Source organism: Dietzia sp. UBA5065 (assembly GCA_002415925.1).
GTDB lineage: Bacteria > Actinomycetota > Actinomycetes > Mycobacteriales > Mycobacteriaceae > Dietzia.
This window is the reverse complement of sequence record DIAZ01000147.1, coordinates 1-15,992: the sequence shown is the minus strand read 5'-3', so window position 1 is coordinate 15,992 and position 15,992 is coordinate 1. Positions and strand designations below refer to the sequence as shown.

General features: G+C 73.1%; 12 protein-coding genes. 10 read left to right on the top strand and 2 right to left on the bottom strand.

What is annotated here, in order from left to right:
* Positions 1-9: 9 nt before the first annotated feature.
* A complete protein-coding gene (locus B4M60_RS12195) occupies positions 10-252 on the top strand; it encodes an ATP-binding protein (protein WP_349679624.1) in 243 nt (80 codons plus the stop codon).
* Here the strand turns inward: B4M60_RS12195 and B4M60_RS12190 are convergent.
* Complete coding sequence (locus tag B4M60_RS12190) at positions 206-892, bottom strand: DUF2202 domain-containing protein (RefSeq protein ID WP_291084286.1); 687 nt, start codon at positions 890-892, stop codon at positions 206-208. The genes B4M60_RS12195 and B4M60_RS12190 overlap by 47 nt on opposite strands.
* A gap of 411 nt (positions 893-1,303) precedes the next feature.
* Between B4M60_RS12190 and B4M60_RS12185 the strand changes: the two genes are divergently transcribed.
* On the top strand, positions 1,304-1,486 hold the full coding sequence (locus B4M60_RS12185; protein WP_291084284.1) for a hypothetical protein: 183 nt from the start codon (positions 1,304-1,306) through the stop codon (positions 1,484-1,486).
* 36 nt (positions 1,487-1,522) lie between these two features.
* Here B4M60_RS12185 and B4M60_RS12180 read toward each other — a convergent pair whose 3' ends face one another.
* On the bottom strand, positions 1,523-2,293 hold the full coding sequence (locus tag B4M60_RS12180) for an ABC transporter permease (RefSeq protein WP_291084282.1): 771 nt from the start codon (positions 2,291-2,293) through the stop codon (positions 1,523-1,525).
* A gap of 93 nt (positions 2,294-2,386) precedes the next feature.
* Here B4M60_RS12180 and B4M60_RS12175 point away from each other — a divergent pair, with 93 nt between their 5' ends.
* From B4M60_RS12175 to B4M60_RS12140, 8 genes are all read left to right on the top strand, one after another.
* A complete protein-coding gene (locus B4M60_RS12175; protein WP_291084279.1) occupies positions 2,387-3,751 on the top strand; it encodes a lipase family protein in 1,365 nt (454 codons plus the stop codon).
* A gap of 195 nt (positions 3,752-3,946) precedes the next feature.
* Complete coding sequence (locus tag B4M60_RS12170; protein ID WP_291084276.1) at positions 3,947-5,395, top strand: FAD-binding oxidoreductase; 1,449 nt, start codon at positions 3,947-3,949, stop codon at positions 5,393-5,395.
* A gap of 128 nt (positions 5,396-5,523) precedes the next feature.
* Complete coding sequence (locus B4M60_RS12165; protein ID WP_291084273.1) at positions 5,524-6,027, top strand: hypothetical protein; 504 nt, start codon at positions 5,524-5,526, stop codon at positions 6,025-6,027.
* Between the two features lie 40 nt (positions 6,028-6,067).
* Positions 6,068-6,418, top strand: a complete 351-nt coding sequence (locus tag B4M60_RS12160; RefSeq protein WP_291084270.1) for a VOC family protein — start codon at positions 6,068-6,070, stop codon at positions 6,416-6,418.
* 30 nt (positions 6,419-6,448) lie between these two features.
* Complete coding sequence (locus B4M60_RS12155; protein ID WP_291084268.1) at positions 6,449-7,210, top strand: decaprenylphospho-beta-D-erythro-pentofuranosid-2-ulose 2-reductase; 762 nt, start codon at positions 6,449-6,451, stop codon at positions 7,208-7,210.
* 2 nt (positions 7,211-7,212) lie between these two features.
* Positions 7,213-9,183: an arabinofuranosyltransferase gene (locus tag B4M60_RS12150; RefSeq protein WP_291084265.1), complete on the top strand. Its 1,971-nt coding sequence runs from the start codon at positions 7,213-7,215 to the stop codon at positions 9,181-9,183.
* 4 nt (positions 9,184-9,187) lie between these two features.
* Positions 9,188-12,613: an arabinosyltransferase domain-containing protein gene (locus B4M60_RS12145; RefSeq protein WP_291084262.1), complete on the top strand. Its 3,426-nt coding sequence runs from the start codon at positions 9,188-9,190 to the stop codon at positions 12,611-12,613.
* A gap of 22 nt (positions 12,614-12,635) precedes the next feature.
* The gene (locus B4M60_RS12140; protein ID WP_291084259.1) at positions 12,636-15,965 is read left to right on the top strand and encodes an arabinosyltransferase domain-containing protein; all 3,330 of its coding nucleotides are present in this window, start codon (positions 12,636-12,638) and stop codon (positions 15,963-15,965) included.
* Positions 15,966-15,992: the final 27 nt, after the last annotated feature.

Here is a 15,992-nt window from a genome sequence, read left to right as displayed (position 1 = left end):
GGGGCGGAGATCACCGTCGCCGACACCGGCCTGGGCCTGGAACCGGAGTCCGCCGACCGGGTTTTCGAGCGGTTCCACCGCGGCCCCGGCGGTCACGCCGGGGGCTCCGGCCTCGGGCTCACAATCGGACGGCAACTGGCCCGGGCCCACGGGGGCGACCTCACGGTCAGCTCCCGGGGCCCGGGCCACGGATCCACCTTCGTGTTCAGCCTCGCTCGAACGCCCGGAGGTGATTCTCCGACCCTGCCCTGAGGTGGTCGTAGACGGCGTCCAGATCGGGCTGGTCGGTGGCCGCCATCGCGGCCCCGAGGTCGGCGACGTCGCGCCGCTCGAGCTCCGCGCCCACGGCCAGCGCCTCGGACTTGGAGGTCAGGCCCCGCTCCAGCCAGCCGTCGTAGAGCGCCTGGAGCTCCGGGTAGGCGTACACGCCCGGGGTGGACCCGGCGGTCGGATCGGGCAGGCCGTGGTTGGCGAGCAGGGTGGCCACCGCGTCGCCGTGCTTGGTCTCGGCGGCGGAGATGTTGTCGAAGCGGCGGTCCGGCCACGCCTCACCCAACGCCACGTAGAGGTCGTGGGCGAGCCGCTCCTCCTCGCGCATCATCGACAGCGTCTCGGCCTCCTCCGCCGACAACGTGCCGACGGGCGCGGGGACCGCGAGCGCCTGGCCCTGCTGGCCCTGGCCCTGGCCCTGGCCCTGATGACCGTGGCCGTTGCCTCGACCCTGCAGGCCCCCGTTCGGCCCCTGGTCGGCGACTGTCGCGATGCGGGCCTCCTGGGCGGGCCAGTCGGTCCCGGCCAGCGCGTATCCCCCGGCACCGGCGAATGCCAACGCTCCCGCTGCCGCGACCGCCGTCACCGAGCGCCGGATGGTCTTCTTCGAGTCAGTCCTCATCGTTCCCACCTCGTTCCGGCCCCGTCATGGGGCCTCGTGTGCTGCTTTTCCCGACACCTCGATTCCACCGCGCGGGTGTGAAGCATCGGCGGGCGCTGTATGTGGATCGCGTGAAGATCGCCTCCCGGCCGACTTGCCCCGCGGCCCGTGACGTGGCATTCTTCTTCCATCGCGCGCACACCAGCGCGCTTCTGGTCGAACAGTCAACGGCGTATCCGCCGAGTGCGTTCGATTCCGCGGGAGCGATCCGTTCCGGCCACCCCATCTCCACACGGCGTCCACAACACCACGTTCGCGCCGATCCCCGGGTGAGTCGCCGTCGCCTCCACCAACGCATCAGAGTCGAGATCGTCGTCCCCACCGTGGGTGGGCCCTCGTCGATTCCTCTCTATCCGACCAGGAGGAACCCCCATGTCCCAGTACCGCAACTCCGCCCTGAACAACGCGCCGACCGCCTACTCGTACACGCCGACCGGCCGGGCCATCCCGCAGTCGTCGCCGCTGCGTACGCCCAGCCGCCGCCCGGCCGCGCCGTCCTGCACCCCGACCGGCCGCGTGGTCCTCTCCGCACCCACCACCCGCGTTTCCGCGTAGTCCGGCCCGTCCCTCCCGGCCGCCGACCCCCGGCAGTCACAGGCGGTCGGCGGCCACCAGCACGGTGGTCACCACCAGCGCGATCGCGCCGCAGGCCAGGATCCCGGTCGAGACGAACAGCTGCATCACGCCCGCCTCCCACGGCGCCGCGCCGCCGAGAACCATTCCCACGAACGCGCCGGGGATGGTCACCAGTCCGATGGTCCGCGTCTGGTCCAGCGACGGGGAGAGCGCGGTCGCGGCGGCCTCGCGGCACACCATGAGCCGCGCGGGCTGCCGCGTGAAGCCGAGGGAGAGCGCGGCCTCCACCTCCCCGCGGCGACTGTCCAGCTCGTCGTGCGCGCGCCGTCCGGCCAACCCCACGATCGCCATCGAGTTCCCCAGGAAGATCCCCACCACGGGGATGATCGACAGGCCGTTGGGCCGCACCACGCCCGCCGCCATGAGCCCGGCCACCAGGAGCACCGGCGGCAGGGCGACGGGGACCGCGCACCAGAGCGCGTCGCGCACCGTGGCCCGGGCCCGCCGCGCCTGCGGGTCGCTGCGCTGCGCCAGTCGCCCGGCGGCCGCCCACGACGCGGTGATCACCATGACCACCGCGAAGAGCGCGACCAGCCACAGTCGGTCCGCCACGTAGCCGATCACGAGCGCCAGGAGGACCAGTTGCACCGCCGCACGGATCGAGGTCCACGGGATCTCGCGTTCCAGCCCGGTCCTGCCCACCCACGCGGCCACAGAGCCGATCACCACGAACAGGACGACGGCCACCGCGAGGGCCGGCCCGATCTCGATCATCGTCGATCCCACGCGGGGAACCCTACGTAGTCGCGGGCCCCGGGAGGGCGAACCCGTGCCATCGGATCTCCCGAGCCGGCCCCGAAGTCGCGATACCGTTCACCCATGTGGTCGCGACGCCCCCTCCGTCCCGGCACCGCGATCGCGGCGGCAGCCCTCGCCGCGGCCTGCGTGCTCGGCGGCCTCCCCGCCGCCGTCCCGGCGCTTGCCCACCCCCTGGCCGCGCTACAGCCGGTCCCGCCCCACGAACGCACGCCGGCGCGGTACCTGCCCAGCCCGTCGCCGGACCCGTGGTACTCCTCGCCGCCCGGTGTCGATCCCGCCACGCCGCACGGGACCGTCCTCGCCTCCCGTCCGGTGACCATCCCGACCCACAACGTCCGCAACTTCGGCCGCGGCTGGCAGGTCCTCGTCCAGAGCACCGACTCCCACGACCGCCCCCAGCAGATCGTCTCCACGATCATCGAGCCGGCCACCCCGTGGTCCGGACCGGGCCCGCGTCCGCTGGTCGCGTTCAACGCGACGATCGACTCGCTCGGGCTGACCTGCATGCCGTCGTACGCGCTGCTCCACGAGTTCAATCTGGAGATGCCCCCGTACCTGCAGATCCTGGCCGAACGCGGGTACGGGCTGGTGGTGACGGACTTCGAGGGCCCCCGGGCCGCGTACGCGGCGGGGCGGGCCAACGGTCGGGCCGTCCTGGACGGGATCCGGGCCGCGCGCGGGTTCGTCCCGCCCGGGCACGCCGGGCCCCTGTTCGCGGACTCCCGGGTCGTGCAGGTGGGGTACTCGGGTGGGGGGATCGCCACGGGCTGGGCGGCCCAGCTTCAGCCGGTCTACGCCCCCGAACTGACCGGGGTCCTGGTCGGCTCGTCGCTCGGCGGGGTCCCCGCAGACTACGCCGAGCTGTTCGACACGATGGACGGGACCGTGGCGGCCGGCCTCTACCGGGCCGCGGTCCTGGGGCTGGCCCGTGAGCACCCCGAGCTGTACCCCCTGCTCTCCGACACCGGCGACGTGGTGGCCCACGGCCTCCGTGACTCGTGCGCGGCCGCCAACACCGCCGGGGGCCTGGTCCCGGCACCGCTGTCGGCGCTCACCCACGTCGACCCGCGCACCGACCCCACCGTCCTGAGGATCATGGCCCGCAATCGGCTCGGCCGCCCCGATCCGGCCCACGGTGCCGACCCACGCGAGGTCCCCACCGGTCCGGTGCAGGTCTGGAACGGCGACGCGGTGGTCCCGATCGGGCCGGCCCCCGGCTCCGAGCAGGGGCCCGGCGATCGCCACATCCCCGCGTGGACGGCCCGCCGACTGGCCGCCGAGTGGTGCGCTGCGGGGGCCGACGTCGAGTACACGCCCGTGGCGGGCGAACACGTCACCGCCGCGTACACCGCCGTCGGCCCGGCCCTCGACTGGGTCGACGACCGGGCCCGCGGGCGGGCGTTCACCTCGGGGTGCCGCTCGTGACCGCGAATGTCGACGTGCGCCCCACCGCCGTGCACCCAGTCGACTCGTGTCACTTCGACTTGCGCTGGCCGAGTGCGCGGAAATCCGGCACCCGCGCTGGGCGAACGGACCAGAGAGGCAGCGCACCCCGGGGGTGCGGCGCGGGTGACGCGGGGGATCGTCGGCCGGCGGGCCCGGGGCGGTAACCTCGACTGCGTGAGCACCGCCCAGAACTCCGCCCCGGCCCCGTCCTCGCTGGACACCGAACTCAAGCGCCTCACCGGCTGGGGACGCACCTCGCCGGCCATGAGCCACGTGCTCACCCCACGCTCGGTGGAGGAGATCGCCGCCGCCGTCGCCGCGGTGAACGACGCCAACGCCTCCAGCCCCGCGCACCTGCGGCGCGGCGTGGTGGCCCGGGGGCTCGGTCGCTCGTACGGCGACAGCGCCCAGAACTCCGGCGGGCTCGTCGTGGACATGAGTCGCTTCAACCGCATCCACGAGCTCAGTGCGGAGAAGGCGCTCGCGGTGGTCGACGCCGGCGTCAACCTCGACCAGCTCATGCGGGCCGCGCTGCCGTTCGGGCTGTGGGTGCCGGTGCTGCCGGGCACGCGTCAGGTGACCGTCGGCGGCGCGATCGGCCACGACATCCACGGCAAGAACCACCACTCGGCCGGGTCCTTCGGCAACCACGTCTCCCGGATGGAACTGCTCGTCGCGGACGGCCGGGTCCTCACCCTGGAGCCCGGCGGGACGTCCGACGACCCGGAGGGCACCCTGTTCTGGGCCACCGTGGGCGGCAACGGCCTCACCGGCATCATCCTCAAGGTGTGGATCGCCATGACCCGCACCGAGACGGCCTTCTTCCTCGCGGACTCCGATCAGACGGCCTCCCTCGACGAGACCATCGCCCTGCACACCGACGGCTCCGAGTCGAAGTACACCTACTCCTCCGCGTGGTTCGACGCGATCAGCGCGCCGCCGAAGCTCGGCCGGGCCGCGGTCTCCCGCGGGTCCCTCGCCACGCTGGCGCAGCTCGAGGAGTACGCCCCCAAGCTCGCCAGGGACCCGCTGGCGATGAACGCCAAGCCCCTGGTCACGTTCCCGGACGTGTTCCCCAACGGGTTGGCCAACAAGTACACCTTCGGCCCCATCGGCGAGGTCTACTACCGCCTGGGCGGCACCTCGAGGAACCAGATCAAGACGCTGCCGGCCTTCTATCACATGCTCGATCTCTTCGGCGAGTGGAACCGGGCGTACGGATCGCACGGTTTCCTGCAGTACCAGTTCATCGTCCCGCCCGGCGCGGTCGACGGGTTCAAGGAGATCATCGGCGACATCCAGCGCTCGGGCCACTACTCGTTCCTCAACGTGTTCAAGCTCTTCGGCCCCGGCAACCAGGCCCCGCTGTCCTTCCCGCTGGAGGGCTGGAACGTGTGCGTCGACTTCCCCATCAACGACCGGCTCAACGCGTTCGTCAACGAGCTCGACGCCAAGGTCATGTCGATGGGCGGCCGGCTCTACACGGCCAAGGACTCGCGGGTCCCGGCCGAGCGTTTCCACGCGATGTACCCGGAGATCGACTCGTGGATCTCGACCCGCCGGGGAATCGACCCCAACGGGGTGTTCGTCTCCGACATGGGCCGCCGCCTCGAGCTGCTCTGACCCGCCGCGATCCCGCCTCCCGCCCATCTAACGGCACGGATAAGCGTCTTTACATCGTTGGTGGACCGGCGCACAATGGGACCACCTCCGGGCGGCGCGGGTCGCCCGATCTGCCCTCGGAGAACGCCATGATCCGTCGCACCACGTCCGCTCTCGCTGTGGCCGCCGCAGCCGCCGTCACGCTCGCCTGCGCGGGGGCGGGCGTGGCGGGCGCCGACCCGATCACCGACAGCCTGGAGGCCCTGCCCTCCGCCGTCATCGGCGGGCCCTCGACCCTCACCTGGGTGCCGAGCGGCAAGGCGATGCCGGTCACGTACACCAACCGGACCAGGTCGGGCCAACACTGCGAGTTCAAGCATGCGGACCCCGGGGCCGTCCAGTTGATGCAGCAGGCTGCCACCGCGGCGGCGGGCATCCCGCCCCTGGCCAGGTTCGTCGTGGACGTCGCCGACTCGCAGATCGGGGCCGTGAAGGAGGTCGATGCGCCGGTCCACGTCGCCGCCGGGACCGGCTTCACCTGGATGAAGTCGTTGATCCCCGGGCGCGCCTACGGCATCTACTCCCGCTGCACGTTCGACGACGATCCGTCGACGATCGAGGTCGCCTTCACCTACTACCCGCCGCTCGGGTGACCACCGCGACCCGAGAAGCACCACCACGAGAGGCAGGACCATGTCCGACCACGACGTCCGGATGATCATGCTCAGCACCGAGGATCTGGACGCCTCGATCGCGTTCTACGAGTCGCTGGGGATGACGGTGAAGTTCCGGGACGGCACCCACTTCGCCGCGCTCGACGGCGGGTCCGTGACCCTGGCGCTGGCGACCGCGGTCGACCATCCCATCCCCGGCCAGGTGGTGGTGGGCATCAAGACAGCGGACGTCGACGCGGCGGCCGCCGCGGTCGAGGCGGCCGGCGGGGCGATCCTCCGGCCCCCGTCCGACGACGCGCACGAGCGCAGGGCGGTGGTGTACGACGTCTCCGGGAACGGACTGGTCTTCTACAGCCCGCTGAAGGGTTGACCGTCGGACCCCCTCGGTAGACTCCTGCCCATGATCAACGCCGTCGGAGTCCCACAGACCCTGCTACTGCTCGGAGGCACCTCCGAGATCGGCCTGGCCATCTGCGGGGAGTACCTCCAGCAGGGCCCGATGCGCGTGGTGCTGGCCTGCCTGCCCGGCGACCCGGGGGTCGAGGACGCGCGCGCCGAGATGACGGCCGCCGGGGCGACCGCCGTCGAGGTGGTCGACTTCGACGCCGCCGCCACCGACACCCACCCGGCCGCCTTCGAGCAGATCTTCTCCGGCGGTGACGTGGACGTGGCGATCGTGGCTTTCGGCCTGCTCGGGGAGAACGAGGAACTCTGGTCCGACCAGCGCAAGGCCGTGCAGATCGCGCAGATCAACTACACCGGCGCCGTCTCGGTGGGCGTCCTGCTCGCGGAGCGGATGAAGGCGCAGGGCTACGGCCGGATCATCGCCATGAGCTCGGCCGCCGGGCTGCGTGCCCGCCGCTCCAACTTCGTCTACGGCTCCACCAAGGCCGGCCTCGACTCCTTCTACACGGGTCTGGGCTACGCGCTCGACGAGCACGGTGTCGACGTCCTGGTGATCCGCCCCGGGCAGGTCCGCACCCGCATGTCGGCGCACGTCAAGGAGGCGCCGCTGACCATCAACAAGGACGAGGTGGCTCGCATCGCGGTGAAGTACTCGGGTGCGGGCAGGGGCGCGGTCTTCGCCCCGGCCGCGTTCGGCGGGGTCATGGCCGTGCTCACCCTCGTGCCGCGCCCGATCTTCCGCAAGCTCCCCTTCTGAGCATGCCGGTGGCGCTCCGGGGGCTCGGCCTGGCGGGCGCGGCGGCGCTGCTCGCCGCGGCGGTGACCGCGGTCGTGCTGGTGGGGTTCTCCCTCGTCTCCTTCCCCGCCTACGGCAACTCCAACGTCCTCCGGGCGCTCACCGTGGTGGGCCAGAGCGCGGCGTTCGCCCTGGTCGTCGCCGGGGTGCTCGGCACCCGGGCCGGCGAGCGTCCCGGCGGCCGGCCCGCGCTGGTCCGGCTGGGCAAGCTCGCCGCCCCCACCGGGTCGGCGCTGCTGGTGGCCTCCACGCTGGGGATCCCGCTCGCCGCCTCGCGCCTGTACCTGCACGGGGTGAGCGTGGACCAGGAGTTCCGCACCCAGTTCCTCGGCCGCTCGGCCACCTCGCTCGGCCTGCCGGACATGGCCTACGCGGACCTGCCGTCGTTCTACCCGTCGGCGTGGTTCTGGCTGGGCGGGCGGTTCGCCAACGCGACGGGGCTCGAGGGGTGGGCGGCGTTCAAGCCGTGGTCGATCCTCTCGCTGGCCGTCGCCGCCGCTCTCGTGACCGTGCTGTGGACCCGCCTGCTGCGCACCGACCTCGGAGCGGTCGTCGGCGTCGTCTCGACCTCCCTCATGTTGGCCTACGCCAGCCCGGAGCCCTACGGCGCGGTGGTGGCGCTGTTCCTCCCGCCCGTCCTGATCCTCGCCTGGCACGCGGTGGCCCCGACCACCCGCCACGGAGGCCGCGGCGCGACCGTGGCCACGACCCTCTTCCTCGGGGCCTCCGCCAGCACGTACACGCTGTACACGGGCCTCGCGGCGGGGACGGTGGTGCTCATGGCGGCGGTCGCCACCGTCGGCGCGCTGCTCCGCCGACGGGGCGGGAGCGCCGGTCCGGGCCCGTTCCCGCGGTCGTCGTTACCACTGTGGCTTCCCGCCGCCCGGCTCGCGGCGATCGGGGTCGGCTCGAGCGCCATCGCACTGATCGTGTGGGCGCCCTATCTGATCGCCTCGCTCCGGGGCGCCCCGGCCGACTCCGGCACCGCGCTGCACTACCTCCCCGACTCCGGCGCCCGCCTCCCGCTGCCCATGGCGGCCGGCGGCCTCACCGGCTGGGTGTGCCTGGCGGGCCTGGTGTGGATCGTCGCCCGCGCGCGGACCTCCCGTCGGGCCCAGGCCCTGGGCCTGGGCGTGGTGGCCGTCTACCTGTGGTGCCTGGCCTCCATGGCCGTGACCGTGCTCGGCACCACCATGCTGGGATTCCGGCTCGAGCCGGTGCTCATCCTGCTGCTCGCGGTGGCCGGGGTGTTCGCGCTCGCGGACCTGGCCGGGCTCGCCGTCCGCGCCGCCGGGCGCCAGGCCGGGACGGAGCGACCGGTCGCCGAGGCCCTCGACCGCCGCCGCCGGGCCGCCGCGGTGGTGGGCGTCCTGGCGACGATCGCCGGCCTGGCCCACGCCCAGTCCATCCCCGATCACCTGCACGAGGAGATCCGGCTGGCCTACACTGACACCGACGGCGACGGGATGCGCGCGGACCGCTACCCGCCCGGGCCGGAGTCCCACTACGCGGAGGTCGACCGGGTCATCCTGGAGGCGTTCCCGGGCCGCGACCGGACCGACCTCGTCGTCGTCAGCACCGCCGACGCGTTCCTGGCCTACCACCCCTACCTGGCCTACCAGGCCGTCACCAGCCACTACGCCAACCCCCTCGGGCGGTACGCCGAGCGCAACGAGGCCATGCTCGGCTGGGAGGACGCCTCCAGCGGCGACGAGCTCTTCGCCCTGATGTCCGAGACCCCGTGGCGCCGCCCGGACGCGATCCTCGCCCGCCCCTCCGGTTCCGGGTACGCGCTGCGCCTGGCCGAGGACACCTACCCCAACGACCCCAACGTCCGGCGCTTCGGCGTCACCATCCCCGCCGGGGCCGTGGACGGCCCCCACTTCGAGGTCCACGACGTGGGCCCGTTTGCCGTGATCGTGGTGCGGGGATGAGGCGGTGACGACGCGGGGGGCGGGAACCGCGACCGGCGACGACGACGAGGCGGGCTCGCGCCCGGGCGGTGAGCGACCTCTCGGGCTGCACCCCTACCCGGGGATGGACCGGGACCGCCGGCTGGCGGTGATCACCGGGTTCCTCGGCGCGTTCCTGGCGGTCCTCGCGGGGTTCCTGCCCGTCCACCAGGACACGACCGAGGTGCGGTGGTCCGCGGGACCGGACTTCACCTCCGTCACGGCACCGCTCGTCTCCGGCCGCCCGCTAGACCTCACGATCACCGCCCCCTGCGCCCCGCTCGCGGAGGTTCCCCCGAACACCGTCGTGTTCTCGACGCTGCCCGAGGGGGCGCCGGGGCGGATATCCGACGGGCTCGTGGTGCAGCGGTCCACGGGTGCCGCCGCCGAGCCCGCGATCGAGGTGGTGGTCCGCAACCTCACCCTGCTCTCGGTGCCGCTGTCCACGCTGCGCGACCCGGACTGCGAGTCGCTGCACGTGCGCGCCGAGACCGGGATCCTGCTGGCCGAGCTGACCGGGCTCGCTGACCCCGACACCGCGGACCCCGACACCGTGGACACCGACTCCGCGGACTCGGAGGACCCGGTCCGCGCCGCCCTCCCCGGCACCATGCGACCGCAGGTCACGGGCGTGTTCACCGACCTCACCCCGGCCACCGCGCCGGACGGGCTGGGCGCGGCGACGGTGGAGGTCACCGTCGACTCCCGCTACTCCTCCAGCCCCACGGCCCTCAAGCTGGTCCTCATGGTGCTGGGCGTCCTGGCGACCATCGCCTCGGTCCTCCTCCTGCACCGGCTCGACGGGATCGACGGCCGCTCCGACCGCCGGTTCGTGCCCCGCTCGTGGACCCGGTTGTCGGGTGTCGACGGGGTGGTGATCGGGGTCCTGGGCTTCTGGCACCTGGTGGGTGCCAACACCTCGGACGACGGCTACCTGCTCACCATGGCCCGGTCCGCCGGACCCAGCGGGTACATGTCCAACTACTTCCGCTGGCTGGGTTCCCCCGAGTCGCCGGTGGGGTGGTACTACGAGATCCTGCGGGTGTTCGCCGAGGTGTCCACCGCGAGCCCGTGGATGCGTCTGCCGACCCTGCTGTGCGGGATCCTGTCGTGGCTCATCATCAGCCGGGAGGTGGTCCCGCGGCTGGGTCGGCTCGCCCGGACCTGGCGCCGGCCGCGCTGGACCGGCGCCGCCGTGTTCCTGGCCTTCTGGATGGCGTTCAACAACGGGCTGCGGCCCGAGCCGATCATCGCGCTCGGCGCCCTGCTCACGTGGTCGCTGGTCGAGAGATCGATCGCCACCCGCCGGCTCGTGCCGGGCGTCGCCGCGATCGGGGTGGCCGCGTTCTCCCTCGGCGCCGGGCCCACCGGCCTCATGTGCGTGGCGGCGCTGGCCGCCGGTGCCCGCGAGTTCATTCGCATGGTCCGCAGGCGGGCGCTGGTGATCGGCTGGGCGCCGATCCTCGGCCCGGTGCTGGCGGTCGGGCTCGCCCTGCTGTACACGGTGTTCGCCGACCAGACGCTGGCCACGGTCCTCGAGGCCACCCGCATCCGCACCGAGCTCGGCCCCAGCCTGCCCTGGTACGGGGAGAAGGACCGCTGGGAGGCGTTGTTCGGGGTGTCCGCCGACGGCGGGGTGGCGCGGCGGTTCCCGGTGCTGCTCATGCTCATGTGCCTCGCGCTGGTCACGGCCGTGATGTTGCGCCGGGGCCGCATCCCCGGTGCGGCCGCCGGCCCGTCCCGCCGGCTGATCGGCGTGATCGCCGGCTCGCTGCTGTTCCTGGTGTTCACCCCGACCAAATGGACCCACCACTTCGGGGTCTTCGCCGGGCTGGCCGGGGCGCTGGCGGTCCTCGCCGTGATCGCCCTCCGGTCCTCGACCGTCTCGCTCCGGCGGAGTCGCTGGCTGGTCGGGGCCGCGCTGTGCCTCGTCGTGGGCCTGTCCACCGCCACCGACAACACCTGGTGGTACGTCTCCGACTACGGCATCCCCTTCTCCGACTCGTTCCCCGAGGTGCTGGGCGTCCAGGTCCAGTACCTCGCGTTCATCGGCGGCTTCGGGTGCCTGCTGATCGCCGGGCTCATCCACGCCGGGATCCTCCCCGACTCGCCCGACGGTGCGGCATCGCGCCGACTCTCCCGCCTCCTGCCCTTCCGCCGCACGGACACCGACACCCCCGCCGCGCGCACGCGCGACCGGCGCCGGGCCGATTCGGGTCGCGGCCCGGGCATCGACGGTGCCCCGCTGACGGTGGTGGCGTTCTCGGTGGTGATCTTCGAGCTCGTCTCCGCCGTCACCGCGGTGTTCGTCCAGACCCCCGCCTACACGGTCGGACGCGCCAACATGCGGGCCCTCGCGGGGGAGCCGTGCTCGCTGGCCGACTCGGTCCTGGTCGAGGAGGACTCCAACGACGGCCTGCTCAGCGCCATCGGCGCCGGGCCGGAGATCTCCCTCGGCGCCGGGGCGGTCAACGGCTTCGCCCCCAACGGCCTGCCCGACTCGATCACCGTCGACAGCGCGGAGCCCTCCGGCTCCCTCGCCCAGTCGGAGACCGGCGAACGCGACCCCGAGGACGGGGTCGACGCGGGCACCACCGGCGGCCGGGGCGCCGTCACCGTCAACGGCTCCACCGTCGCCCTCCCCTTCGGCCTCGACCCCGACACCACCCCGGTCCTCGGGTCCTACCGGCGCGGGCCGCAGGTGGCCGCCGAGCTCACCTCCGCCTGGTACCGCCTCCCCGCCCGCAGCCCCAACCGCCCGCTGCTGGTCATGGCCGCCGCCGGCCGCATCGGCCCGGGCGACCTCCGGATCGAGTACGGGCGCCCCGGACGGGTCGGGGCCTCGGGCCCCACCGACCTCGAGGTCATGGGATCCATGACCCCCCTCGACATCGGCCCGGCCCCCGCGTGGCGCAACCTCCGGATCCCCCTCGAGAACATCCCGGAGGACGCCGAGGTCGTGCGCGTGGTGGCCGGCGACGCCAATCTCGACCCCGACTGGTGGCTGGCCGTGACCCCGCCGCGGAACCCGCGGCTGCGGACCCTGGACGAGGTCGTGGGCCACACCAACCCGGTGCTGATCGACTGGGTGGTCGCCCTGGCCTTCCCCTGTCAGCGCCCGTTCGTGCACAACGGTGGTGTCGCCGAGATCCCCGCGTACCGGATCCTGGCCGACCGCGAATCCTCGGCCGCCGCCAACTGGTGGCAGAGCGCGGCGGGCGGGGGCCCGCTCCTGTGGACCACCCAGACGCTGGAGGCCGTGACCGTCCCGACCTACCTCGATCACGACTGGTCCCGGGACTGGGGTTCGCTCCAGCGATTCGAGCCACTCGACCCCGGGGCGGTCCCCGCGGACCTCGTCCGAGGCAGTTCCGTGAGGTGGGGCTGGACCACACCGGGTCCGATCGACTGATCGTCGCCTAGAATCGGGCGTCGTGTCAGACTCCACCGCAGCCTCCGGCCCGGTCGCCGCCGACGCCCGTGTCGCGAGGCTCCGCCTCGTCGCCATCGTCAGCGGCCTCCTGGGCACCCTGTGCTTCCTCTCCCTGCCGTTCCTGCCGGTCTCCCAGACCACCTCCACGGTCCAGTGGCCGCAGAACGGGTCGGTCAACTCGGTGACCGCGCCGTTGATGGCGCACTCCCCGCAGCGGTTCACCGCCACCGTCCCGTGCCGCCTGGTCGGGGACCTGCCGGCCGACGGCGGGATCCTGCTGTCCACCGCCCCGGCCGGCGGCGAGGAGGCCGGCGACCGGGCGCTGTTCGTCCGCGCCTCCGAGGACACCGTGGACGTGGTCTCCCGCAACCGGGTGATCGTCTCCGCCCCTCGGGACGCCGTGGCGGCCGGCGACTGCACGCAGCTCCGCGTGGTCGCAGCCCCCACCTACGTCGAGGCGGACTTCGAGGGCATCGACGGCGCGGCTCGTCGCGTCGACGCCGAGGACCTGCGGCCCATGGTGGTGGGCGTCTACACCGACCTGCCCTCCGACACGGTCGCGCCCGAGGGGCTCGACGTGGTGGTCGAGGTCGACTCCCGTTTCACCACCGAGCCCACCGCCCTGAAGTGGGCGGCGATCGTGGTCGGCCTGCTCGCCACCGCGGTGGCCCTGTGGGCCCTGCACGGGCTCGACCAGACCGACGGCAGGCGCTCCCGCCGCTTCCTGCCCCGGGGCTGGTTCAGGATCCGGCTGCCCGACGTGGCCGTGATCGGCACGCTCGGGGTGTGGCACTTCGTCGGTGGCAACACCTCCGACGACGGCTACATCCTCTCCATGGCCCGGGCCGCCGATCCCGCCGGGTACATGGCCAACTACTACCGCTGGTACGGGGTGCCCGAGTCCCCGTTCGGCTCCCCCTACTACGACCTGCTGACGCTGTTCTCGCACGTGTCCACCGCGAGCCCGTGGATGCGCCTGCCCGCCCTCATCGCCGCGATCCTGTGCTGGCTGGTCATCAGCCGGGAGGTCCTGCCCCGCCTCGGCCGCGCCGCGCGCACCACCCCGGTGGTGGTGTGGAGCGCCGCCGCCGTGTTCCTGGCGTTCTGGATGGCCTTCAACAACGGGTTGCGGCCCGAGCCCGTGATCGCGCTCGGCGCGCTGCTCACCTGGACCTCGGTGGAGCGGGCGATCGCCACCCGGCGGATGTTGCCGTTCGCGGTCGCGGTGATCATCGCCTCGTTCTCCCTGGCCACCGGCCCCACCGGCCTGATGGCCGTGGCCGCGCTCATCATGGGACTGCGGCCGGTCCTGCGCACGGTGGTGGTGCGCGGGCGCGAGGTCGGGTCCCGCCTCGCGCTCGTCGCGCCCGTGCTGGCGTCCGGGACGATGGTGCTCATCAGCGTCTTCGGCATCCAGTCCCTGGCCTCGGTGCTCGAGGCGATCCGGGTCCGGGGCGCGATCGGACCCAACCTCAACTGGTTCGAGGAGTTCGTCCGCTACTACTACCTCATGATCCCGACGGTCGACGGGTCGCTGTCGCGCCGCCTGCCGGTCCTCCTGGTCATGCTGTGCCTCATCATGGTCATCGGCACCCTGCTGCGCCGGGGCAAGGTCCCGGGTGCGGCCTCGGGCCCCGTCTGGCGACTGGTCGGCGTGGTGGTGGGCACCGCGTTCTTCATGATGTTCTCCCCTACCAAGTGGACCCACCACTTCGGTGTCTACGCGGGGATCGGCGCCGCCATCGCCGCGCTCGGCGCGATGGCGATCTCCGCCTCCGCCGTCCGCTCGGCGCGCAACCGCACGGTGTTCCTCGGCGTGATCCTCGTGGTGCTCGCCCTGGCCTTCGCCGGACCCAACGGCTGGTGGTACGTGTCGAGCTACGGCATCCCCTGGTGGGACAAGGCGCCCAGCGTCCGCGGGATCGATGCCGCCACCGTGCTGCTGGCGCTCGCGGTGCTGACGTTCGCGTACGCCGCCTGGCAGCACCTCCGGCAGGACTACACCGGGACCCAGGCCCCCAGGACGTCAGAGGGGCGCCGGCGCATGCGCACCGTCGCCGCGGCTCCGATCGCCGTGGTCGCGGGCCTGCTCGTCGTGTTCTCCCTGGCCTCCTTCGCCAAGGGCGTCCTCAAGCAGTACCCCGCCTACACGGTGAGTGCGGGCAACCTCTCCGCCCTCGCCGGGAACCCCTGCATGCTCGCCGACCGCGTCCTGGTGGAGCCGGACGCCAATGACGGCATGCTCACCCCGCTCGCCGCCACCCCGAGGCCGGACGGGTCGATCGACCCCGCCGCCAGGGCGGCCGCGCTCGACGCCGGCGAGAACACCGGGTTCTCCCCGAACGGCGTCGCGCCCGACCTGTCCGCGGACGCGGTCGTCGGCGACCCGGGTGCCGCCAACACCACGCAGGAACCCGGCGGCGGCCCCTCGGTCAACACTGGCGAGAGCGCGGGCACCGGCGGCGGCCGCGGCACGGAAGGTGTCAACTCCTCGACGGTCGCCCTGCCCTTCGGGCTCGATCCGGCCACCACCCCGGTGCTCGGGTCGTTCTTCGTGGGCCCGCAGCGCGAGGCCAACCTGGAGACCGGCTGGTACCGGCTGCCCGAGAACCGCGAGACGCACCCGCTCCTGGTGATCTCCGCCGCGGGCCGGATCGGCCGGTACGACGCCGACGGCCTGTACAAATACGGGCAGGAGGTCGTCGTGGAGTTCGGTCGCGCGACCGGCGGCCCGAACGCGGACCCGGTCGGCGCCCCCGTCACCCCGTTCGACATCGGCCCCGCCCCGACGTGGCGGAACCTCCGGGTCGACATGAAGGATGTGCCCGCCGACGCGGACGTCATGCGGATCCGGGTCGACGACGGCGACCTGACCCCCGACCAGTGGGCCGCCATCACCCCGCCGCGCGCGCCCGAGCTCGTCACGCTCCAGGAGCTGGTCGGTTCGGAGGCGCCCGTCCTGCTGGACTGGGCGGTGAGCCTGCAGTTCCCGTGCCAGCGGCCGTTCTCCCACTACGCGGGCGTCGCCGAGCTCCCGGAGTTCCGGATCCTCCCGGATCGCCCGCTGGCCGTCAGCGCGACGAGCACCTGGCAGTCCTACGAGTCCGGTGGTCCGCTCGGGTGGATCGAGACCGCGCAGCGTGCGCGGACGATCCCCTCGTACCTGCGCCACGACTGGAACCGCGACTGGGGCTCGATCGAGGCGTACACCCCGCTCGGGACCTACCAGGTCGATCCGCCCACGCCGGCGCAGGTGACGACCGCGACCGCGACCCGCTGGGGGTGGTGGAAGCCCGAGGGGCCGATCCTGGTGACCGACCCGGAGGCCTAGGACGCCGCCGCCCCGCCGGCGTGCGCC

What these genes read in the sequence shown, in the direction of transcription:
- B4M60_RS12160 (WP_291084270.1), top strand. Translation starts at nt 6,068, where the DNA reads ATGTCCGACCACGACGTCCGGATGATCATGCTCAGCACCGAGGATCTG.
- B4M60_RS12165 (WP_291084273.1), top strand. Translation starts at nt 5,524, where the DNA reads ATGATCCGTCGCACCACGTCCGCTCTCGCTGTGGCCGCCGCAGCCGCC.
- B4M60_RS12155 (WP_291084268.1), top strand. Translation starts at nt 6,449, where the DNA reads ATGATCAACGCCGTCGGAGTCCCACAGACCCTGCTACTGCTCGGAGGC.
- B4M60_RS12190 (WP_291084286.1), bottom strand. Translation starts at nt 892, where the DNA reads ATGAGGACTGACTCGAAGAAGACCATCCGGCGCTCGGTGACGGCGGTC.
- B4M60_RS12175 (WP_291084279.1), top strand. Translation starts at nt 2,387, where the DNA reads ATGTGGTCGCGACGCCCCCTCCGTCCCGGCACCGCGATCGCGGCGGCA.
- B4M60_RS12185 (WP_291084284.1), top strand. Translation starts at nt 1,304, where the DNA reads ATGTCCCAGTACCGCAACTCCGCCCTGAACAACGCGCCGACCGCCTAC.
- B4M60_RS12150 (WP_291084265.1), top strand. Translation starts at nt 7,213, where the DNA reads ATGCCGGTGGCGCTCCGGGGGCTCGGCCTGGCGGGCGCGGCGGCGCTG.